General features: G+C 70.9%; 20 protein-coding genes. 9 read left to right on the forward strand and 11 right to left on the reverse strand.

All coding sequences use genetic code 11. From position 1 onward, the window contains the following. Positions 1-278: 278 nt before the first annotated feature. Entirely contained in the window at positions 279-929 is a 651-nt protein-coding gene (locus tag LQ326_RS23820; protein ID WP_234539547.1) for a DNA-3-methyladenine glycosylase, read from the reverse strand. Between the two features lie 155 nt (positions 930-1,084). Between LQ326_RS23820 and LQ326_RS23825 the strand changes: the two genes are divergently transcribed. The 3 genes from LQ326_RS23825 (at position 1,085) to LQ326_RS23835 (ending at position 3,148) form a co-directional block, all read left to right on the forward strand. Continuing rightward, positions 1,085-1,867 carry a sporulation protein gene (locus LQ326_RS23825; RefSeq protein WP_234539548.1) on the forward strand — a complete coding sequence of 261 codons (783 nt, stop codon included), beginning with the start codon at positions 1,085-1,087 and terminating at the stop codon, positions 1,865-1,867. Positions 1,868-1,932: 65 nt separating this feature from the next. Then, positions 1,933-2,472, forward strand: coding sequence for a YbhB/YbcL family Raf kinase inhibitor-like protein (locus LQ326_RS23830; RefSeq protein ID WP_234539550.1), 540 nt, complete (start codon positions 1,933-1,935; stop codon positions 2,470-2,472). Positions 2,473-2,638: 166 nt separating this feature from the next. Beyond that, positions 2,639-3,148, forward strand: coding sequence for an HNH endonuclease (locus tag LQ326_RS23835; RefSeq protein WP_234539551.1), 510 nt, complete (start codon positions 2,639-2,641; stop codon positions 3,146-3,148). A gap of 108 nt (positions 3,149-3,256) precedes the next feature. Here LQ326_RS23835 and LQ326_RS23840 read toward each other — a convergent pair whose 3' ends face one another. From LQ326_RS23840 to LQ326_RS23850, 3 genes are all read right to left on the reverse strand, one after another. After that, positions 3,257-4,201 (reverse strand): SPFH domain-containing protein, encoded by a 945-nt coding sequence (locus tag LQ326_RS23840; RefSeq protein WP_234539553.1) that lies wholly within the window; start codon positions 4,199-4,201, stop codon positions 3,257-3,259. Positions 4,202-4,331: 130 nt separating this feature from the next. Continuing rightward, the gene (locus LQ326_RS23845; protein WP_234539555.1) at positions 4,332-4,763 is read right to left on the reverse strand and encodes an NfeD family protein; all 432 of its coding nucleotides are present in this window, start codon (positions 4,761-4,763) and stop codon (positions 4,332-4,334) included. Positions 4,764-4,834: 71 nt separating this feature from the next. Beyond that, a complete protein-coding gene (locus tag LQ326_RS23850; RefSeq protein WP_181805866.1) occupies positions 4,835-5,626 on the reverse strand; it encodes an ABC transporter ATP-binding protein in 792 nt (263 codons plus the stop codon). Positions 5,627-5,776: 150 nt separating this feature from the next. Between LQ326_RS23850 and LQ326_RS23855 the strand changes: the two genes are divergently transcribed. Continuing rightward, positions 5,777-6,562: an Rv1486c family protein gene (locus tag LQ326_RS23855; RefSeq protein ID WP_234539557.1), complete on the forward strand. Its 786-nt coding sequence runs from the start codon at positions 5,777-5,779 to the stop codon at positions 6,560-6,562. 72 nt (positions 6,563-6,634) lie between these two features. Here LQ326_RS23855 and LQ326_RS23860 read toward each other — a convergent pair whose 3' ends face one another. From LQ326_RS23860 to LQ326_RS23870, 3 genes are all read right to left on the reverse strand, one after another. Continuing rightward, a complete protein-coding gene (locus LQ326_RS23860; protein ID WP_234539558.1) occupies positions 6,635-6,883 on the reverse strand; it encodes a chaplin in 249 nt (82 codons plus the stop codon). 170 nt (positions 6,884-7,053) lie between these two features. Continuing rightward, complete coding sequence (locus LQ326_RS23865) at positions 7,054-7,695, reverse strand: response regulator (RefSeq protein ID WP_234539560.1); 642 nt, start codon at positions 7,693-7,695, stop codon at positions 7,054-7,056. Then, entirely contained in the window at positions 7,688-8,833 is a 1,146-nt protein-coding gene (locus tag LQ326_RS23870; RefSeq protein WP_234539561.1) for a GAF domain-containing sensor histidine kinase, read from the reverse strand. Before LQ326_RS23870 ends, LQ326_RS23865 begins: the two co-directional genes overlap by 8 nt. Before the next feature lie 225 nt (positions 8,834-9,058). Here LQ326_RS23870 and LQ326_RS23875 point away from each other — a divergent pair, with 225 nt between their 5' ends. The 3 genes from LQ326_RS23875 to LQ326_RS23885 all read left to right on the forward strand — a co-directional run bounded on the left by LQ326_RS23875 (position 9,059) and on the right by LQ326_RS23885 (position 11,910). Next, positions 9,059-9,754 carry an SDR family NAD(P)-dependent oxidoreductase gene (locus LQ326_RS23875; protein ID WP_234539564.1) on the forward strand — a complete coding sequence of 232 codons (696 nt, stop codon included), beginning with the start codon at positions 9,059-9,061 and terminating at the stop codon, positions 9,752-9,754. Then, positions 9,751-10,881 carry an S-adenosylmethionine:tRNA ribosyltransferase-isomerase gene (locus LQ326_RS23880; protein ID WP_234539565.1) on the forward strand — a complete coding sequence of 377 codons (1,131 nt, stop codon included), beginning with the start codon at positions 9,751-9,753 and terminating at the stop codon, positions 10,879-10,881. The genes LQ326_RS23875 and LQ326_RS23880 overlap by 4 nt, the downstream gene beginning before the upstream one ends. A 300-nt stretch (positions 10,882-11,181) precedes the next feature. Beyond that, on the forward strand, positions 11,182-11,910 hold the full coding sequence (locus LQ326_RS23885; protein ID WP_234539566.1) for a transglycosylase SLT domain-containing protein: 729 nt from the start codon (positions 11,182-11,184) through the stop codon (positions 11,908-11,910). An 81-nt stretch (positions 11,911-11,991) separates the two neighbouring features. Here the strand turns inward: LQ326_RS23885 and LQ326_RS23890 are convergent, their stop codons facing one another. Continuing rightward, positions 11,992-14,529, reverse strand: a complete 2,538-nt coding sequence (locus LQ326_RS23890) for an FHA domain-containing protein (RefSeq protein WP_234539568.1) — start codon at positions 14,527-14,529, stop codon at positions 11,992-11,994. A 231-nt stretch (positions 14,530-14,760) separates the two neighbouring features. On the opposite strand from LQ326_RS23890, the gene LQ326_RS23895 reads away from it, so the two are divergent. Next, positions 14,761-16,761 carry a streptophobe family protein gene (locus LQ326_RS23895; RefSeq protein ID WP_234539569.1) on the forward strand — a complete coding sequence of 667 codons (2,001 nt, stop codon included), beginning with the start codon at positions 14,761-14,763 and terminating at the stop codon, positions 16,759-16,761. A gap of 263 nt (positions 16,762-17,024) precedes the next feature. Beyond that, positions 17,025-18,233 carry a phosphoserine phosphatase SerB gene (gene serB, locus LQ326_RS23900; protein WP_234539570.1) on the forward strand — a complete coding sequence of 403 codons (1,209 nt, stop codon included), beginning with the start codon at positions 17,025-17,027 and terminating at the stop codon, positions 18,231-18,233. A 125-nt stretch (positions 18,234-18,358) separates the two neighbouring features. On the opposite strand, the gene LQ326_RS23905 is transcribed toward serB, so the two are convergent. From LQ326_RS23905 to LQ326_RS47975, 3 genes are all read right to left on the reverse strand, one after another. After that, the gene (locus LQ326_RS23905) at positions 18,359-18,877 is read right to left on the reverse strand and encodes a SixA phosphatase family protein (protein ID WP_181805996.1); all 519 of its coding nucleotides are present in this window, start codon (positions 18,875-18,877) and stop codon (positions 18,359-18,361) included. Positions 18,878-18,956: 79 nt separating this feature from the next. After that, positions 18,957-19,163 (reverse strand): hypothetical protein, encoded by a 207-nt coding sequence (locus LQ326_RS23910; RefSeq protein WP_234539572.1) that lies wholly within the window; start codon positions 19,161-19,163, stop codon positions 18,957-18,959. Positions 19,164-19,340: 177 nt separating this feature from the next. Next, complete coding sequence (locus LQ326_RS47975) at positions 19,341-19,457, reverse strand: SGM_5486 family transporter-associated protein (protein WP_089107830.1); 117 nt, start codon at positions 19,455-19,457, stop codon at positions 19,341-19,343. Between the last annotated feature and the right edge of the window lie 35 nt (positions 19,458-19,492).

Raw genomic sequence — 19,492 nt, forward strand, 5'->3', positions numbered from 1 at the left:
GACTCTATCAGATCCTTTCGGCGTCCGATTCCCGGTCGGCGGGATTGTCTTGAGGCTTTCCGGCTTTCGCCCGTCGGCCTTTCGACATTCACTACGTTAGCCGATTCCCGCCGGGACTCATAATCGAGTTCCAGGAGTTCGAATTCAGGCATGCAGGCATGCCGAAATCGACCCCGTCAGGGGAAGTCGCAGGTAGTGGGTGGCCGCTCCCGGCTGCTGGCGATTGCCGTACCCGGTTCAAGCGGCTCGGGCTACGTTACGCACCTTCCAGGGACGCGTCAACTTGAGCGGCGCCTGGGGACATGTGCCCGATACGGGCTCACGGTGGGATCGTTGGCGATCCAGTAGCGCCAGGGATGGACGTCGCCGTTGCCGCCCTCGCCGGCGACGCCGGTGCGCGGACCGTTGCGTACCTGGTCGGAGGGGACGGGGGTCCCGGTCAGTATCCGTAGCGGTGTCTCGCCTGCGGCACACGCGTCCGTGCCGTCCAGGGCCCGGTCGACGCCCAGGGCGGTGGCCAGACGAGCCGGCCCTTTGGCCAGTTCTCTGTCGTATCGGGCCGAAAGGCGACGTTTGCGCGCGAGCTCGGCGCCGTCGACGATCTCGCCGCCCCGGAGCAGGACCGCGCTCGCCGTGCCCTCCGGACCACAGACGAGGTTCATGCAGAACCACATGCCGTAGGTGAAGTAGACGTACACGTGTCCGGGCGGACCGAACATCACGTCGTTGCGGGGGGTGCGGCCGCGATAGGCGTGCGAGCCGGGATCGTTCGGGCCGTCGTACGCCTCCACCTCTGTGAGGCGCACCGCGATCGGACCGTCCGGGGTGGTGCGGACGAGGATGCGGCCGAGGAGGTCGGGGGCGACCTCCAGTACTGGGCGACCGAAGAAGGTTCTGGGGAGTGGCGTACGGTCCGGGGGCGCGATCATGGCGTCCGAGCCTAGTCCAGGCCGCGGACACCAAGGGCTGGTCAAAAAAACGTGCGCTTGCCAGGGTGTGGGCCGGAACCGGTCGTGGCCGGATCGCGTTTGTAGGGATCAAGGGTCCGTACGTAGTAGGTAGTCGTAGGTAGTAGAGGAGAGTCATGGGGTTCAAGAAGCTGCTCGCGAGCCTGGGGGCCGGCGGGGCGTCCGTCGAGACGGTGCTCACCGAGGCGAACGTCGTACCGGGCGGTGTCGTCCAGGGTGAGGTGCGGATCCAGGGCGGCTCGGTGAACCAGGAGATCCAGGGGCTGTCCGTGGGTCTCCAGGCGCGGGTCGAGGTGGAGAGCGGCGACGAGGAGTACAAGCAGAACATCGGCTTCGGCAAGGTGCGGCTCGGCGGTGCCTTCGAGCTTCAGGCCGGGGCCGTGCACACGGTGCCGTTCGGGCTGGAGATTCCGTGGGAGACGCCCGTCACGATGATCGACGGGCAGGCGCTGCGCGGGATGCACATCGGGGTGACCACCGAGCTGGAGATCGCGCGTGCCATCGACTCCGGGGATCTGGACCCGATCAACGTACATCCGCTGCCCGCGCAGAAGGCGATCCTCGACGCCTTCATCCAGCTGGGCTTCCGCTTCAAGAACGCGGACCTGGAGAAGGGGCACATCCGGGGGACGCGGCAGACACTGCCGTTCTACCAGGAGGTCGAGTTCCACCCGCCGTCCCAGTACCGGGGGCTCAACCAGGTCGAGCTGAGCTTCGTTGCGGACGCGCACGCCATGGACGTCGTCCTCGAAATGGACAAGAAGCCGGGGCTGTTCAGCGAGGGCAGCGACACCTTCCGTTCGTTCCAGGTGGGACTGCACGACTTCCACGGGACCGACTGGGCGGCTTATCTCAACCAGTGGCTGTCCGAGGTCGGCAGCAAGCGCAACTGGTTCTAGGCTCGGGAACTGCGGATTCCGTAACCGGTTCCGTAATCGATCAGTATCGATCAGGAGGTACCGAGGTGACCGAGTTCAAGCGGCGGCCGCTCCCCCATGACTTCCATCCGCCCGTCCCGTCGTTCACGGTCACGAGCGAGGACATCGAGGAAGGGGCGACGCTCAAGGACGCCCAGGTCTACGCCAAGGGCAACACCTCGCCGCAGCTGCGGTGGGAAGGCTTCCCGGCCGGGACCAAGAGCTTTGCCGTGACCTGCTACGACCCGGACGCCCCGACGGGCAGCGGCTTCTGGCACTGGTGCGTGTTCGACATCCCGGTCTCGGTGACCGAGCTGCCGGCCGGTGCGGGCAGCGGCAAGTTCGAGGGACTGCCCGAGGGCGCGGTGCAGGTGCGCAACGACTACGGGTCGAAGGACTTCGGCGGTGCCGCGCCGCCGCCCGGGGACGGGCCGCACCGGTACGTCTTCACGGTGTACGCGGTGGACCAGGAGAAGCTCGGTCCGGACGCCGATGTGTCGCCTGCCGTCGTCGGGTTCAATCTGCGGTTCCACGCGATCGCGCGTGCGCAGCTCGTCGGGGAGTACGAGAACCCCGAGCAGGGCTGACGCGGCGCGCGACATCAGCTGAGCGTTCATTGAACGTTTGCCCGCCTCTGGTCATGGAAGTGATCAGAGGCGGGCAGTTTTTATTGCGTTGTCCATCTCGGCGCGCCCGTCCAGAGTTGATCCAAGCCCGCCGGGGGTGGGCAGGTGCACATGGGAGGTGGGCTGGATGCGTGACACGCTGGTACTGAACGCGAGCTTCGAGCCGCTGTCTACGGTGACGTTGAACCGCGCCGTCGTTCTGGTGCTCCAGGACAAGGCCGTCGTCGAGCAGGCCCACCCCGAACTGCGCATGCGCGGTGCGGATGTGGACATACCCGCGCCTCGGGTGATCAGACTGTGCAGGTACGTACGGGTGCCGTTCCGGAGACAGGCGCCCTGGTCGAGGCGGGGGGTGCTGGTCAGGGACCGGCACCGGTGCGCGTACTGCGGGCGCCGGGCGACGACCGTCGACCATGTGGTGCCCCGGGCCCAGGGCGGTCAGGACTCTTGGCTCAACACGGTGGCCTCGTGCGCGGAGGACAATCACCGGAAGGCGGACCGGACGCCGGACCAGGCGGGGATGCCGTTGCTTCGGAAGCCGTTCGAGCCTTCGCCGCAGGATGCGATGCTGCTGGCGATGGGGGCCGAGGATCTGGCGGCGCTGCCCGAGTGGCTGGCGGGGGATGCTGCCGCCTGAGAGGGCGCCAGGTGTCGGTTGTTCGGCGGCTGCGGCCGCGTTGTGGCTTGACGCGCAGTTCCCCGCGCCCCTTACGTAGGCGCGGGGAACGTCTGCTTACGAGCGGCCCTAGTCGATGTTCGGCTTCTCGCGGCGTTCCTGAGCGGGGATGTTGCCGCCGCCGTTCGAACCTCCGCCCAGGGAGCCGAAGTTGCCCATCGCGCCGGAGAGGCCCTTGAGGGCGTCGCCGATTTCGCTGGGGACGATCCAGAGCTTGTTGGCATCGCCCTCGGCGATCTTCGGGAGCATCTGGAGGTACTGGTAGGAGAGGAGCTTCTGGTCCGGGTCACCGGCGTGGATCGCCTCGAAGACGGTGCGGACCGCCTGGGCCTCGCCTTCCGCGCGCAGCGCCGCCGCCTTGGCCTCACCCTCGGCGCGCAGGATCTGGGACTGCTTCTCGCCCTCCGCGGTGAGGATCGCGGCCTGGCGTGTGCCTTCGGCGGTGAGGATCGCGGCCCGCTTGTCACGGTCGGCGCGCATCTGCTTCTCCATCGAGTCCTGGATGGAGGTCGGCGGTTCGATCGCCTTGAGTTCGACGCGGTTGACGCGGATGCCCCACTTGCCGGTGGCCTCGTCCAGGACGCCGCGCAGGGCCGCGTTGATCTCCTCGCGGGAGGTCAGGGTGCGTTCCAGGTCCATGCCGCCGATGATGTTGCGGAGCGTGGTGACGGTGAGCTGCTCGATGGCCTGGATGTAGCTGGCGACCTCGTAGGTGGCCGCGCGGGCGTCCGTCACCTGGTAGTAGATGACGGTGTCGATGTTCACGACCAGGTTGTCCTGGGTGATCACCGGCTGCGGCGGGAACGGGACGACCTGTTCACGCAGGTCGATGCGGTTGCGGATGGTGTCGATGAACGGGACCACGATGTTGAGGCCCGCGTTCAGTGTCCGCGTGTAGCGGCCGAAGCGCTCGACGATGGCGGCGCTCGCCTGTGGGATGACTTGGATCGTCCTGACCAAGGCGATGAAGACCAACACCACCAGAATGACCAGGACGATGATGACCGGTTCCATCGTCGCTCCCCGTACCCTTCTCCGCCTTGGCGCTTCGGCAGATCTTATGGTTGTTGAAGATCTTGCGGGATGAGTCTGACAGACGCACGCACAACTCGGCGACTCTTCTGTTCAGTTGAGTATTTCGAGGTCAGATGACAATCGCCGTGGCCCCCTCGATCTCCACGACGTCCACTTCCTGGCCCACTTCGTAGGCACGGTCCGGGTCGAGGGCGCGCGCCGACCAGACCTCGCCGGCGAGTTTGATCCGTCCGTCCGCGCTGTCGACGCGTTCGAGTACGACGGCCTGTTTGCCCTTCAACGCGTCGACGCCCGAGGCGAGTCGGGGACGCTGGGCGGCGTGCCGGTTCGCGATGGGCCGTACGACGGCGATCAGCGCGACCGAGACGACGAGGAAGACGACTACCTGGAGCACGACGCCCGCGCCGAGTCCGGCGGTACCGGCGGCGGCCACCGCGCCGACCGCGAACATGCCGAATTCCGGCATCGCGGTCACCACGAGCGGAATCCCGAGCGCCGCCGCGACGACGAGCCACCACACCCACGCGTCGATGCTGTTCACACAGCCATGGTAGGCCCGGGGGTACCGACCCCGACAGTGCGCTTTGCCGGGTGAAGGGCCGTCAGGCCCCGTCAGGACAGGGGCAGTCCGTGAGCGGTCCAGCGGTCGCCGAGCTGTTCGACGACGAGCGGCAGGCCGAAGCAGAGGGAGAGGTTGCGGGAGGTGAGTTCGAGCTCCAGCGGACCGGCGGTGAGGACCTTGCCCTGGCGGATCATCAGGACGTGGGTGAAGCCGGGGGCGATCTCCTCGACGTGGTGGGTGACCATGATCATGGAGGGGGCGATCGGGTCGCGGGCGAGCCTGCCGAGCCGGCGGACCAGGTCCTCGCGGCCGCCGAGGTCGAGTCCGGCGGCGGGTTCGTCGAGGAGGAGCAGTTCGGGGTCGGTCATCAGGGCGCGGGCGATCAGAGTGCGCTTGCGCTCGCCTTCGGAGAGGGTGCCGAACTTCCGGTCGACGTACTCGGTCATGCCGAGGCGGTCGAGGAAGGCACGGGCGCGCTGCTCGTCGACCTCGTCGTACTCCTCCTGCCAGTGGGCGGTCATGCCGTAGGCGGCGGTGAGCACGGTCTCCAGGACGGTCTGGCGCTTGGGGAGCTTCTCGGCCATGGCGACACCCGCCATGCCGATGCGCGGGCGCAGGTCGAAGACGTCGACCTTGCCGAGGGTGTCGCCGAGGATGGTGGCGGTCCCCTTGCTGGGGAAGAGGTAGCTGGACGCGACGTTGAGGAGGGTGGTCTTGCCGGCGCCGTTGGGACCGAGGATGACCCAGCGCTCGCCCTCCTTCACCGACCAGGAGACCTGGTCCACCAGAGCCCGGCCCTCCCGGACCACGGATACGTCCTGAAGCTCCAGAACATCGCTCATGAGCGCGTTGTCTCCCCTTGCAGTGTCGCCGTTCTCGGCTGTCGCGTACGCCTGTGGGCCGGGCGGCGGCGCCGGTGGGCGCGGCCCCTACGAAATCTACGCCACGAGTGCGGCGCTCCATTCCATCGGTCCGGTCCTTAGGGTGGACGCATGCTCTCGGAACCGCGTTCAGGACGCCTCACCGCTTGGGGAAACGCCCTTTTGGCCGGACTTGTCTCTCCGGATGACGCCGTGCTCGCCATCGTCGGCGAGGACGCGGTGCACCGGGTCGAGGGGCTGCCGGGCGAGTCCGCTCCGGTCGGGCTCACGCTGGCGCTGGGGCGGCTGCGGACGCTGGGGACGGCCGGGCTGCGGGTCGCGCTGCCGGCGCCGGGGCATCCACTGGGGCTGAGCGGGCCGCCGGAGTTCAATGCGCGGGCGCTGGAGGCCGAGGAAGCGGTGATCTGTCACGGCGCCGCGCTCGGTCTGGTGCCTGAGGTGTATGAGGCCGGGCCCGCCGGCGATGTGCATGTCGAGGTGGTCTGGCATGTGCTGCCGGTGCGGGAGGCGCCGCCGGCCGACGTGCCGTCGCTCGGTGAGGCGGAACGGGAACTGGCGGAGGCGCTGCGGGACGCCACCGATGTCCTGTCGAAGCTGGATGTCGCGGGGTCGGGCCCGGTGGCGCAGGCGGCGATCGACGCGTACCGGGCACGGGCCGAACAGGGCCGGGAGGTACTGGCGCCGGGATATCCGCCGCGGGCGGTGCGGGTGCTGGAGCTGGCGCAGCGGGTGGGGCTGCTGATCTCACTGGCCTACGAGAACGGGCACGGCGGGGCGGTGAGCGCGTCGGAGATGGCGGCGCGTTCGCTGGCGCTGCGCCCGGTGGAGCGGACGGCCCGGCGGGCGCAGGTCGCGGCGTACAACTCGGTGGTCGAGGAGCGCGAGCGGGAGCGCTGAGGGGGCCGGGGACGGTGCCGGCCGGCCTTCCGGGGGCGCCGGAAGGCCGGAGGCCGATGCCGCGGTGCGGTCTCAGTTGTTGAGGCCGAGGCTGCCGAAGGCCGGGTTGAGCACGCCGACGGCGTTGATGCTGTTGCCGACGACGTTGACCGGAACGTCCACCGGGGCCTGGATGACGTTGCCCGAGACGACGCCCGGAGAACCGTGGGCCGCGCCGGCCGCGGCGGCGCCGCAGGTGTGGGCGGACGCCATTCCCGCACCGGCGGCCACGATCCCGCCGGCCACCATCGTCACGGCCACTGCCTTCTTCAGGTTCTTCACTTCTGGACCCCTCCTTGGCGATCGCCACGGCGGTCGCCGCAGCACGCACTGGAGAACGGCGGCGGCCGGCAGAGGATGCGCCGTCCGGGTGACATTCCCACGACGGTATGAATCTCAGCCCGGAAGACAACCATCCGGGGTGCCGCCCGTGAAGCGTTGCGGAGGGCGTTTCAGCCGGCCACGCCATGGCGGACGGCCCACAGGGCGGCCTGGGTGCGGTCGGCGAGGTCCAGTTTCATCAGGATGTTCGAGACGTGCGTCTTGACGGTCTTCTCGGACAGCACCAGGGCGCGCGCTATCTCCCGGTTGGAGCGGCCGTCGGCGATCAGCCCGAGCACCTCGCGCTCCCGCTCGGTGAGCGCACCGCCCCTGCCCTGGCCGCCGCCTGCCTCCTCCTGGGAGAGCAGGGCGCCCGCCACCTCGGGCTGGAGCAGGACGTGTCCCGCGTGCACGGAGCGGATCGCGGCGGCGAGCGCGTCGGGATCGACATCCTTGTAGACGTATCCGGCGGCGCCCGCGCGCAGGGCCGGGACGACCGTGCGCTGTTCGGTGAAGCTGGTGACGATCAGCACGCGCGCGGTGTTGTCCAGTTCGCGGAGCCTGCGCAGCGCCGCCACGCCGTCGAGGCCGGGCATCTTGACGTCCATGAGGACGATGTCGGGGGTCAGCTCCTGGGCGCGCTCGACCCCTTCGGCGCCGTCGGCGGCCTCGCCGACCACCTCGATGTCGTCCTGGACCTCCAGAAAGGTGCGCAGGCCCCGGCGGACGACCTGGTGGTCGTCGACCAGCAGCACCCGGATCGCGTCAGCCACCGGGGACCTCCATCTCGATCGTGGTGCCCTTGCCGGGCGCCGATTCCACGGTCAGCGTGCCGCCGACGCCGCTCGCCCGGTCCCGCATGGAGACCAGGCCGAGGTGGCGTCCGGCTCGCCGGGTGAGGTGCGGGTCGAAGCCACGGCCGTCGTCGGTGACCCGCAGGACGGCTCCGCCGCCGCGCCGGTTCACGGTGACGTCGACGTGGTCGGCCCCGGAGTGCCGCAGGGCGTTGTGCAGGGCTTCCTGGGCGACCCTGAGCAGGGCCTCCTCCTGGGCGGCGGGCAGGGCCCGGAAGCCACTGGCGGCGAAGGTCACGCGCGCGTTGTGGGCGCGGTCGAGGACCTGGACCTGGGTGCGCAGGGTGGCCAGCAGGCCGTCCTCGTCGAGGGCGGCGGGGCGCAGCTCGACCACGGCGGCGCGCAGCTCGTCGGCGGCCTCGGCGGCCAGCGCGGCCACCTGCTGCAGCTCGCCCTTGGCGCGGGCGGGATCGCGGTCGACCAGGGCGGCGGCGGCCTGGGCGGTCAGACGCAGGGAGAACAGCTTCTGGCTGACCGCGTCGTGCAGCTCGTGGGCGAGCCGGGAGCGCTCCTCGGCGATGGTCAGCTCGCGGCTGCGCTCGTAGAGGCGGGCATTGGTGAGGGCGATGGCCGCGTGCTGGGCGAGGATGGCGAGCAGTTCCTCGTCGTCGGCCGTGAAGCCGCAGCCCCCCTCCGGCTTCTGACAGTTCTTGTTGGCGAGGAACAGCGCGCCGATCACCTCGTCGCCGTCCCGGACCGGCAGGCCCAGGAAGTCGGACATCTCGGGGTGGGCCGAGGGCCAGCCCTCGAAGCGGGGGTCCGTGCGGACGTCTGCGAGGCGCTCGGCCTTCGCTTCGCGCAGCATCGCCGCGAGGATGCCGTGCTGGCGCGGGAGCGGGCCGATGGCCTTCCACTGGGCGTCGGTGACGCCGTCGACGACGAACTGGGCGAAGCCGCCGTGGTCGTCGGGGACCCCGAGCGCGGCGTACTGCGCGTCGAGCAGCTCGCGCGCGGAGGCGACGATCGTCTTGAGGACGTCGCGCACCTCCAGATGCCGGCTCATGGCCAGCAGCGCGGAGCTCACCGCCGCCAGACCGGACCGGGGACCTTGACTCATGTCCTCACGGTACCGGCGGGGTGTGACACCGCGGATCGGGCCGGCGGCGCAGGACCCGGACCGGTGGCCGTAGGTCCGGGGACCTAGGACGCGAGGCCCGGCCCGGCGGCTTAGTCCGAAGGGCCCCGCCAGGTTGCGGCCCGCGTCCGAGGCGGCCGGAGCGGTCGCGTTCCTACGTTGGGATCACCGCCGACGCGGGCGGACGGAGCCGAGGGGACGGTTGTCATGCCGGTAGGGATCATCACGGGGGCCTCGAAGGGGCTGGGGCGGGCGCTGGCCGAGGCGCTGGCGGCGCGCGGCTGGGATCTGGTGCTGGACGCCAGGGGCGCCGGGGAACTGAAGGAGGCGGCAGAGGCCGTCGCGGGGCACGGGACACGGGTGGTGGCGCTGCCCGGCGATGTGACCGACAGCGGGCACCGGGCCGCTCTGGTGGCCGCCGCGCGGGAGCTGGGCGGGACGGACCTGCTGGTGAGCAACGCCAGCGCGCTGGGCGCCGAGCCGCTGGTGCGCCTGGGCGAGCTGCCGCTGGCGGGGCTGCGCCGGGCGCTGGAGGTGAACGTGGTGGCCGCGCTGGGTCTGGTCCAGGAGGCGCTGCCGCTGCTGCGGGAGTCGGCGGCGGGTGCGGTGGTGACGGTCAGTTCGGACGCGGGCGCCGAGGCGTACGAGACCTGGGGCGGTTACGGCGCCTCGAAGGCGGCCCTGGACCAGCTGGCGGCCGTGCTCGGCGTGGAGGAGCCGGGGCTGCGGGTGTGGGCGGTGGATCCCGGGGACATGGCGACCGACCTGTACGCGGCGGCTGTACCGGACGACGACGATCCGCGGCCGGCCCCGGTGACTGTCGTACCGGCGTTCCTGCGGTTGCTCGACGAGCGGCCGGCGAGCGGGCGGTACGGGGCGCCGGCTCTGGTGGAGGGGCGATGACGACGGTGCTGCGGGTGCCGGAGGAGCTGTCCGCGCGGGTGCCGGCCGAGCAGCGTGGCCCAGGGCTGGAGCGGGACGCCGTACGGCTCCTGGTGTCGCGCGGGACGGCGGTGTCGCATCACGCCTTCGCCGAGCTGCCGTGCCTGCTGCGGGCCGGCGACCTGCTGGTGGTGAACACCTCGGCGACGCTGGCGGCGGCCGTGGACGGGCGGGTCGGGTACGCGCGCGTGGTGGTGCACTTCTCCACGCGCGGGGACGACGGGCGGTGGGCGGTCGAGCTGCGGGAGCCGGACGGGAACGGCACGACACGCGCGCGTGCGGGCACCCGCGCGGAAACCGCGGTGCGGCTGCCCGGGGGCGGGCGGCTGGTCCTGGAGGAGCCGCTGAGCGAGCGGGGCGAGCGGCTGTGGTGGGCGCGGGCCTCGGTGGACGTACGCGGGGTGCTGAAGGAGCACGGGCGGCCGATCCGTTACTCCTATACGGAGCGGAACCAGCCGTTGTCCGTCTATCAGACGGTGTTCGCGCTGCCGTCGGCGGACGGGGCGGGGAGCGCGGAGATGCCGAGTGCGGCGCGGCCCTTCACCACGCGGCTGGTGGCGGAGCTGGTGCGCCGCGGGGTGCAGTTCGCGCCGGTCACGCTGCACACCGGGGTGTCGTCGGCGGAGGTGCACGAGCCGCCGTACGCGGAACGTTTCGCCGTACCGGAGGCGTCCGCGCGGCTGATCAACAACGTGAGAGCCGGTCGGGAAAGGCACGCGGTGCCTCCTCGCGAGGGCGGTGGACGACAGGCGGGCGGGCGGGTGATCGCGGTGGGGACGACCGCGGTGCGGGCCGTGGAGTCGGCCGCGGGGGCCGACGGGGTGGTACGGGCGGCCGACGGGTGGACGGATCTCGTGGTGACACCCGAGCGCGGGGTACGGGTGGTGGACGGGCTGCTGACCGGACTGCACGAGCCGGAGGCCTCGCATCTGCTGATGCTGGAGGCGGTCGCGGGGCGGGCCGCGGTCGACCGCGGCTACGAGGAAGCGCTGCGCGGGCGCTACCTCTGGCACGAGTTCGGGGACGTCCACCTTGTCCTCCCGGGGGAAGGCCCTCACACAGAGCATTGCGACAGCAACTCCTGGTGAGATCCCTGTGCGGCCGATGTGAGGCCGCGCATAGGGCGCACATCACGTACGAACGGACATAGGAGAGAAAGAGTCCCGGCGCGAACGGGGCAGACGTTCCAGTCTGTCCCGTTTTGCCACCACGGGCTCCACTATCCGGGGTAGTAAGTCACACCTTTGCCACGGCATTTTGCGACCGCTAAGAATGGCTGCCGTCGCTCAGCACCGCGGGTTCCCCTCGCGGTGTTCGTGCAGGAGGAGCCGGTCTCCCCCGCAGACAAGGAGCAACCTCCGCGCTATTTCGAAGAGGTCCTACTGCCCATGCCCAAGCACGCCCACAGTCGCACGCTGACCAAGCACCACAAGATCGCGCTCGCCGGTGTCGCCGCGTTCGGCGCCGCCACCCTCGCCTTCTCGGCCGTGCCGAGCAGCGCCGAGACGGTCGCGTCCGGTGCCCCCGAGACCGCCGCCAAGGTGGCCTACGGCACCGAGCAGATCAAGGACGTCAGCGGCACGGTCACGGATCAGCTGGCCCTGCAGAACGTCAAGCTCGAGGCCATCGCCGCCAAGAGGAAGGCGACCTCCGCCCACCAGCTGCACGCGGCGCACGTCAAGAAGGTCCACTCGGCCCACGTGAAGCACGTCGCGGCCGCCAAGCGCACCGCCGGGCAGGCCGCGAGCCGGTCCGCGCAGCGCCCGCAGATCCAGCTGGTCGCAGCGCAGACCTACGCCAACAACCTCGACGGCTGGATCCGCCAGGCCCTCGACATCATGCACACCAAGGGCATCCCGGGCTCCTACAACGGCCTGCACCGCAACATCATGCGGGAGTCCTCCGGCAACCCGAACGCGATCAACAACTGGGACATCAACGCGATCAACGGCATCCCGTCCAAGGGGCTGCTCCAGGTCATCCCGCCGACCTTCGCCACGTACCACGTCTCCGGTACGTCCCAGAACATCTACGACCCGGTCGCCAACATCACCGCCGCCGCCAACTACGCAGCGCACCGTTACGGCTCGATCGACAACGTGAACAGCGCGTACTGAGGCAGCGCGGGCCTCGGCACCGACACGTCGAAGGGCGGAACCCCGTTGCGGGGTGCCGCCCTTCGACGTCGTACGGAAGGACTACTTGCGCATGACCTCGGGTTCGTGGCGGCGCAGGAAGCGGGCGACGAAGAAGGCGCAGACCACACCGAGGACGATCAGGGCGATCATGTCCAGCGTCCAGGCGCCGGCGGTGTGCGCCCACAGCGGGTCGTCGGGCTTGCCCTTGCCGGGCGGGGCGATCCTGTTGAAGTCCAGGGTGGCGCCCGCGGCGGCGACGGCCCAGCGCGACGGCATCAGGTACGAGAACTGGTTGACGCCGATCGTGCCGTTCAGGGCGAACAGGCAGCCGGTGAAGACGACCTGGATGATCGCGAACATGACCAGCAGCGGCATGGTCTTCTCGGAGGTCTTCACCAGCGCGGACATGACCAGGCCGAACATCATCGAGGTGAAGCCCAGCGCCATGACCGGCAGGCAGAGTTCCAGGAGCGTGAGGTGGCCGAAGACCACGCCCTCGGCCGGCATCGTCCGGCTGGCGAAGCCGATGACGCCGACCAGCAGGCCCTGCAGGACCGTGACGATGCCGAGCACGAAGACCTTGGACATCAGGTAGGCGGAGCGGGACAGGCCGGTCGCGCGCTCCCGCTCGTAGATGACCCGTTCCTTGATCAGTTCACGGACGGAGTTGGCGGCACCGGCGAAGCAGGCGCCGACCGCGAGGATCAGCAGGACCGTGGTGGCCGTGCCGTTCGGGACGGGCTGCTGGGTCGTCGGGTTGATCTCCGTGTTGACCAGCAGGTCCTTGCCCGAGTCGATCAGCAGGCTCACCGAGCCGAGGACCAGCGGCAGGATCACCGTCAGGGCCAGGAAGCCCTTGTCGGAGGCGATCACCGACACGTAGCGGCGCACCAGGGTGGCGAACTGCGACATCCAGCCCTGCGGCTTGGGCGGCTTCATCGCCTGCATCGGAGGCATCGGTACGGACTGCGGCTCGATGGCGTCGATGTCCGCGGCGTACATCTGGTAGTGCTGCGAGCCCTTCCAGCGGCCGGCCCAGTCGTAGTCGCGGTAGTTCTCGAAGGCGGAGAAGACATCGGCCCAGGTGTCGTAGCCGAAGAAGTTCAGCGCCTCCTCCGGCGGCCCGAAGTAGGCCACCGCGCCGCCCGGCGCCATCACCAGGAGCTTGTCGCACAGCGCCAGCTCGGCCACCGAGTGGGTGACGACGAGGACCGTGCGGCCGTCGTCGGCGAGACCGCGCAGCAGCTGCATGACATCGCGGTCCATGCCCGGGTCGAGGCCCGAGGTGGGCTCGTCGAGGAAGATCAGCGACGGCTTGGTGAGCAGTTCCAGAGCCACCGAGACCCGCTTGCGCTGGCCGCCGGAGAGGGAGGTGACCTTCTTCTCCTTGTGGATGTCGAGCTTCAGCTCGCGCAGCACCTCGTCGATGCGGGCCTCGCGCTCCTGAGCCGTGGTGTCGGCGGGGAAGCGCAGCTTGGCCGCGTACTTGAGGGCCTTCTTGACGGTCAGCTCCTTGTGCAGGATGTCGTCCTGCGGAACCAGACCGATGCGCTGGCGCAGCTCGGCGAACTGCTTGTACAGGTTGCGGTTGTCGTAGAGGACCTCGCCCTCGTTGGCGGGGCGGTAGCCGGTGAGCGCCTTGAGCAGGGTCGACTTGCCGGAACCCGACGGTCCGATGACCGCGATCAGGGACTTCTCCGGGACGCCGAAGGAGACGTCCTTGAGGATCTGCTTGCCCCCGTCGACCGTGACGGTCAAGTGGCGTGCGGAGAAGGACACCTCACCGGTGTCGACGAACTCTTCGAGCCGGTCGCCGACGACCCGGAAGGTGGAGTGGCCGACGCCCACGATGTCGTTCGGGCCGAGCAGCGCGCTGCCGCCCTTGGCGATCGGCATACCGTTGACGTACGTGCCGTTGTGCGAGCCGAGGTCGCGGATCTCCATACGGCCGTCGGGCGTGGAGTGGAACTCGGCGTGGTGGCGCGAGACCTGCAGGTCGGAGACGACCAGCTCGTTGTCCAGGGCACGGCCGATGCGCATCACGCGGCCGATGGAGAACTGGTGGAACGTGGTCGGGCTGCGGTCACCGTAGACCGGCGGCGCCCCCGCGTCGCCACCGGTGGCGGCCATGGCCGGGGCGCCCTGCTGGTGCGGGATCGCCGACGAGGCCTGCTGCCAGCCCTGTTGCGGAGCCGGCGGCTGCGCGGCCGACGGCTGCGGCGCGGGCGGCTGGGCCCAGCCCGCGCCGCCCGCGCCCTGCGCCGCGTACGGCTGCGGCTGGGCGACGGCGGCCGCGGGGCCGGAGAGACCCAGGCGCGGTCCGTCGTTCGCGTTGCCGAGATGGACGGCCGAGCCCGGGCCGATCTCCGACCGCTGGACCCGCCTGCTGTGCACGAAGGTGCCGTTGGTACTGCCGTGGTCCTCGATGGCCCAACTGCGGCCGTCGAAGCTGATCGTGGCGTGCCGCCAGGAGACCCTGGCGTCGTCGAACACGATGTCCCCCTGCGGATCGCGTCCGAGGGTGTATGACCTGGACGGATCGAGCGTCCAGGTGCGTCCGTCTGATTCCAGTACGAGTTCCGGCACTCCAAGCCCCATGAGTAGTCCCCCGAGTTGCCCCATCACAGGGAGTCTAGGGATGTCGAACATCGTCGGGAACTATTCCAGGCTCGGCCCTCTGACCGAAAGCCGGGCCTTGCGGAGTCCTCGCACGATCGCTTCGGCTCTTTCCGTTGACGGGGTTGAAACCGGGCCGGAGAGTGGTAATCCACGCGAGGGGGACAAGCGCGGCGGAGTGGTCCGGGGCGGCTGCGGATCGGGGGGCCTGTCATGAGTGCTGGTGCGTCTGGCACGGGAGTCGAGCACGTGAGGCACGGCGCGCGGCTGCCGTGGGCCGACATCCTGCTGTCCGCGATCGCCGCCGTGAGCTGGGCGTTGATCGGTATGGCGGGTACGGCGGCGCTGGGTCTGCACCTGCTGCGGGCCGACGCGGCGGGCTCACTGGGCCCGATGACCGCGGCGGTTGTGGCGCTCGGGGCGGGTGGTTCGGTCACCCCGGACGGAGATCTGTCCGCCTTCGGCCTGAAGGGAGCGGACGCCACCACGGCCATCGAGATCACGCCACTGGGGGTGAGCCTGGTCGGTGCGCTCCTTTTGTCATGGTTCTTCTTACGGTCCCTGCGCACGGCCGGAGTTGTCATCGCCCCGGCCGAACTGCTGGCCCGCGCGGGCTCGGTGGTGATGCTGTTCGTGGCGGTCCTGGGCGGGCTGGCCTGGGCGGGGCACTCCGTCGTGACCATCGACGGCGGTGCGCTCGGGCTGGACAAGGTGACGGGGGGAGGGGGCGGCGGCGGGCTGAGGATCCCCGGCATCGGTGACATCGGGGGGCTGCTCCCCGACCGCCTCGGCAACCTCGTGCATGCGAAGGCCGCGGTCGGCTTCAGCGTGGACACGGCGGCGACACTGCTCGGCGGCCTCGGCTGGTCGGCGGGCATCCTGCTGATCGCCCTGCTGGCCTCGCGCCGGACGCCGCTGCCGCCCGGCTGGACGGCGGTGCACCGGGTGGTGCGGCCGGCGGCCTCGGCGCTGGTGACGGTACTGCTGGTGGCCGTGGCGGCCGGCTGGGCGGCGGCGGCCTACGCGGCGATCGGTGACCCGCATCCGGCCAGGATCCTGGGCGCGGCCCTGCTCGGCGCCCCGAACGGCGTCTGGCTGGGCATCCCGATCGGCCTCTTCGTGCCCTTCGACGGCAGGGCCACGGGCGTCCTGACCATGTTTCTGCCGCACCCCCTGGACGGCCTGCTGAACTCGAGGTCCGACCAGTCGGTGACCTTGGGCCGCCTTGCCGACCTGGACGGGCGGGTGTGGCTGCTGGGAGTGGCGGCGGCGCTGCTGATGCTGCTGGCCGGGGTGTTCACGGCGGCGCGGACTCCGGTGGGGGCGACCGGGTCGGGCGGGGTGGGCGGCGCCGGCCGGCCGGGCTCCGGTTCCGGGGCGCTGGGATTCGCCGGACGGTGTGCCGTGCGGCTGGGGATCGCCACCGCGCTCACGCTGCCGTTGCTGGCCTGGCTGGCGGCTGTGTCGGTGGACGCCTCGCTGTCGGTGCTGGGCTTCGACGCGTTCGGGGCGGGGATCCGACTGCACGGGCAGCTGGGCATGGCGCTGCTGCTCGGAGCCCTCTGGGGTGCGGCGGCGGGAGCCGCGGGGGCGCTGCTGGCGTGGGTGACCGGCGCGGCCGGGTCACGTGCGGCCCCGGCGGCACTGGGTGCCGCGGGCCAGGACGGGGCAGGGGGCGGGCCGCCGTACCGGCGGGCCGGCGGGGCTCCGGGGCCGGCCGGCAGCGAGGAGGCGGGGCCCTACGCGCCCGGGACGCCCTACCGTCCGCCGAATCCGGACACGAACCCCTATCTCCGGGTGCCGGAGGAGCTGCGGGGGGCGGGGGGCGGCCGTGGGGCCTGGCCCGGTGCAGCGCAAGGGGCCGGAGCGGCACCGCCGAGTGGTGCCGCCGCCCCGGGCCGTCGTCCGCCGGGCGCGCCGTCCCCGGCGGACGGCGACCGGCGCGCCGACGACCGCCGGGCACCGCGGGAGCGTCGGCCGGGTGGCGGCGGGCCTCCCCGCGACGCACCGCCGCCGGACCCGGGCGATGTGTACGGCGCTCCCACCCTGGCCCGGCCGCTCGACCAGCCCCAGCCGCCCCGCTCCGCTCGGCCGCGGCCGAGCGCACGGCGGCCCGACGGCTCCCAGGACGGTCCCGGCGCCGGGCCCCCGCCGCCACCACCGCCTCCTCCCCCGTCCCCGCCCCCTCCGCGGCCGCCCAGGCGTCCGCGCTGATGGTGACGTCCGCCGGGTGCGCGGATCGTGCCGTCTGCCGTCCGAACGGATCGTGCCGTCCGCCGTCCGCGCGCCCCGGTTACTGAAGCGGGTGTGACAACACAGCCCGGATGCGCTGCCGCCACGGCCGTCGGCATCGCACGCGCGTTCGCCTGTAGTCCGGAAGCAAAGCGGCGGACACCGGGCCGACACCTATTGTTCCGTGTCCGTCAGGCGGACCACCTGCGCCGCAGGCACGGGGTGCCGGTTACGGTGGTTACACCATGAGCGATCCGCAGACCTCCGAGGTCCCCACTCTCCTCGTCAAGATTTTCGGCAAGGACAGGCCGGGCATCACGGCCGGCCTCTTCGACACTCTTGCCGCCTACATGGTCGACGTGGTCGACATCGAGCAGGTCGTCACGCGAGGCCGACTGGTGCTGTGCGTGCTCGTGACCCAGCCCCCGGCGGGTCTGGAGGGCGACCTCCGGGCGACCGTGCACAGCTGGGCGGAGTCGGTGAAGATGCAGGCGGAGATCATCTCCGGCCGCGGCGACAACCGTCCGCGTGGCCTCGGCCGTTCCCTGGTCACCGTCCTCGGTCACCCCCTGACCGCCGAGTCGACGGCTGCCATCGCCGCGCGGATCGCCAAGACCGGCGGCAACATCGACCGTATCTTCCGGCTCGCCAAGTACCCGGTGACGGCCGTCGAGTTCGCGGTGTCCGGCGTGGAGACCGAGCCGCTGCGCACCGCCCTGGTCTCCGACGCGGCCGAGCTCGGCGTGGACATCGCGGTGGTTGCGGCCGGTCTGCACCGGCGGGCCCAGCGCCTGGTGGTCATGGACGTGGACTCGACGCTCATCCAGGACGAGGTGATCGAGCTCTTCGCCGCGCACGCCGGCTGCGAGGACCAGGTCGCCGAGGTGACGGCGGCCGCGATGCGCGGCGAGCTGGACTTCGAGCAGTCGCTGCACGCGCGCGTGGCGCTGCTCAGGGGACTGGACGAGTCGGTCGTGCAGAAGGTGCGCGCCGAGGTGCGGCTGACGCCCGGTGCACGGACCCTGATCCGTACGCTGAAGCGGCTCGGCTACCAAGTCGGCGTGGTCTCGGGCGGTTTCACCCAGGTCACCGATGATCTGAAGGAGCGGCTGGGGCTGGACTTCGCCCAGGCCAACACGCTGGAGATCGTCGACGGGAAGCTGACCGGCCGGGTGACCGGCGAGATCGTGGACCGGGCGGGCAAGGCGCGGCTGCTGCGCCGGTTCGCCGCCGAGGCGGGCGTGCCGCTGGCGCAGACCGTGGCCATCGGTGACGGGGCCAACGACCTGGACATGCTGAACGCGGCCGGCCTCGGTGTCGCCTTCAACGCCAAGCCGGTGGTCCGCGAGGCCGCGCACACGGCGGTGAACGTCCCGTTCCTGGACACGGTGCTGTATCTGCTGGGTGTCACCCGCGAAGAGGTCGAGGCGGCGGACACCCTTGACGAGAGCTGACGAGAGCTGAGCTGTCCGGCCGATCCGGCCGGACACGAGGGGGCCCGCGCCGTCTCCACGGTGCCGGGCCCCTGGTCGTCCCTCGTGGTCCCTCGTGCCGCGTCAGCGGTGGCGCGGTGGAATGGTCACTCCGAGGGTGCCCAGTAGTCCGCGAGCGTGGCCACGCCGGGCTCCAAGGCCTTCCAGGAGCCCTCGTACGTCACGACGGCGAAGGCGGCGGCGGGGAAGCCCCGGCGGTTCATCCGCTCGCGGGCGTCGGTCTCGGCGGTGGCGGCGAGGATCTCGGCCAGGCCGTGCACGCCGGGGTTGTGACCGATGAGGATCACGTTCTGTACGTCGTCGGGCACCTCGTTGAGCACGGCGATCAGCTCGCCCGGCGAGGCCTCGTACACCCGCTCCTCGTAGACGGTTTTCGGCCGGTGCGCGAGCTCGTGGACGGCGAGCTTCCAGGTCTCCCGGGTGCGCACGGAAGTGGAGCACAGGGCCAGGTCGAAGGTGATGCCGCTGTCCGCGAGCTTGCGTCCGGCGACGGCGGCGTCCATTCGGCCCCGGTCAGCGAGCGGCCGCTCGTGGTCGGTCACCTGTGGCCAGTCGGCTTTCGCATGGCGGAAGAGGACAATCCTGCGGGGTTCTGCGACGCTCATGGCACCCAGCTTCGCATGAAACAGGCCATCGGGCGCAGGGAGTTGACATGCGACTTCGCCCCGTCCCGCGGTACGGCGGCTAGCGGGTGACGAGCTGCTGGACGCGCTCGAAGAGGTGGGTGACGGCGGGGTCGCCGGTGGCCGCGTGGGCGTCCGCCGGGTTCAGTATGAGGGTCAGCAGAGCGACGAAGGCGAGCGCGGGAAGGGCGAGCGCCCACCAGGGGAGCCGGATGCCGACGCTGCCCGGGGTCGCCGGGTGGTGCCGGGTGTGCGTTAGGGCCGGCATGATCGCCTCCGCTGGTCTCCGGGGTCCGTCGGCCGCCCTCGCGGCCACACCTCGAATCTACGGAATCCGCGGTGGCCGCCCCATCCGGTGATCCACCCACTTGACCCTGACCCTTACCCCCTAGGGGATGGTGGGGCTGGCCCCACCATCGGCCGCGGAGGCGGTGGCCTGCGGTGGTCAGGGTGACGCGAGGGTCGCGATGACGGCGATGACGATGAAGATGGCGAAGAACGAGCCGAAGACGATCAGCATCTTCTTCTGACCGTTCTGGGGGTTCGGGTCGAGCACTGGCATGGGACCAGTCTGGCACCCCCGGACGCGTACGGACC

The organism is Streptomyces shenzhenensis (genome assembly GCF_021462265.1).
GTDB lineage: Bacteria > Actinomycetota > Actinomycetes > Streptomycetales > Streptomycetaceae > Streptomyces > Streptomyces shenzhenensis.

Bases quoted from the DNA above. Each gene is read 5' to 3' on its own strand.
- LQ326_RS23875 (WP_234539564.1), top strand. From the start codon at position 9,059: ATGCCGGTAGGGATCATCACGGGGGCCTCGAAGGGGCTGGGGCGGGCG.
- LQ326_RS23890 (WP_234539568.1), bottom strand. From the start codon at position 14,529: ATGGGGCTTGGAGTGCCGGAACTCGTACTGGAATCAGACGGACGCACC.
- LQ326_RS23855 (WP_234539557.1), top strand. From the start codon at position 5,777: ATGCTCTCGGAACCGCGTTCAGGACGCCTCACCGCTTGGGGAAACGCC.
- LQ326_RS23910 (WP_234539572.1), bottom strand. From the start codon at position 19,163: ATGCCGGCCCTAACGCACACCCGGCACCACCCGGCGACCCCGGGCAGC.
- LQ326_RS23905 (WP_181805996.1), bottom strand. From the start codon at position 18,877: ATGAGCGTCGCAGAACCCCGCAGGATTGTCCTCTTCCGCCATGCGAAA.
- LQ326_RS23850 (WP_181805866.1), bottom strand. From the start codon at position 5,626: ATGAGCGATGTTCTGGAGCTTCAGGACGTATCCGTGGTCCGGGAGGGC.
- LQ326_RS23840 (WP_234539553.1), bottom strand. From the start codon at position 4,201: ATGGAACCGGTCATCATCGTCCTGGTCATTCTGGTGGTGTTGGTCTTC.
- LQ326_RS23880 (WP_234539565.1), top strand. From the start codon at position 9,751: ATGACGACGGTGCTGCGGGTGCCGGAGGAGCTGTCCGCGCGGGTGCCG.
- LQ326_RS23820 (WP_234539547.1), bottom strand. From the start codon at position 929: ATGATCGCGCCCCCGGACCGTACGCCACTCCCCAGAACCTTCTTCGGT.
- LQ326_RS47975 (WP_089107830.1), bottom strand. From the start codon at position 19,457: ATGCCAGTGCTCGACCCGAACCCCCAGAACGGTCAGAAGAAGATGCTG.
- serB (WP_234539570.1), top strand. From the start codon at position 17,025: ATGAGCGATCCGCAGACCTCCGAGGTCCCCACTCTCCTCGTCAAGATT.
- LQ326_RS23825 (WP_234539548.1), top strand. From the start codon at position 1,085: ATGGGGTTCAAGAAGCTGCTCGCGAGCCTGGGGGCCGGCGGGGCGTCC.
- LQ326_RS23895 (WP_234539569.1), top strand. From the start codon at position 14,761: ATGAGTGCTGGTGCGTCTGGCACGGGAGTCGAGCACGTGAGGCACGGC.
- LQ326_RS23835 (WP_234539551.1), top strand. From the start codon at position 2,639: ATGCGTGACACGCTGGTACTGAACGCGAGCTTCGAGCCGCTGTCTACG.
- LQ326_RS23870 (WP_234539561.1), bottom strand. From the start codon at position 8,833: ATGAGTCAAGGTCCCCGGTCCGGTCTGGCGGCGGTGAGCTCCGCGCTG.
- LQ326_RS23885 (WP_234539566.1), top strand. From the start codon at position 11,182: ATGCCCAAGCACGCCCACAGTCGCACGCTGACCAAGCACCACAAGATC.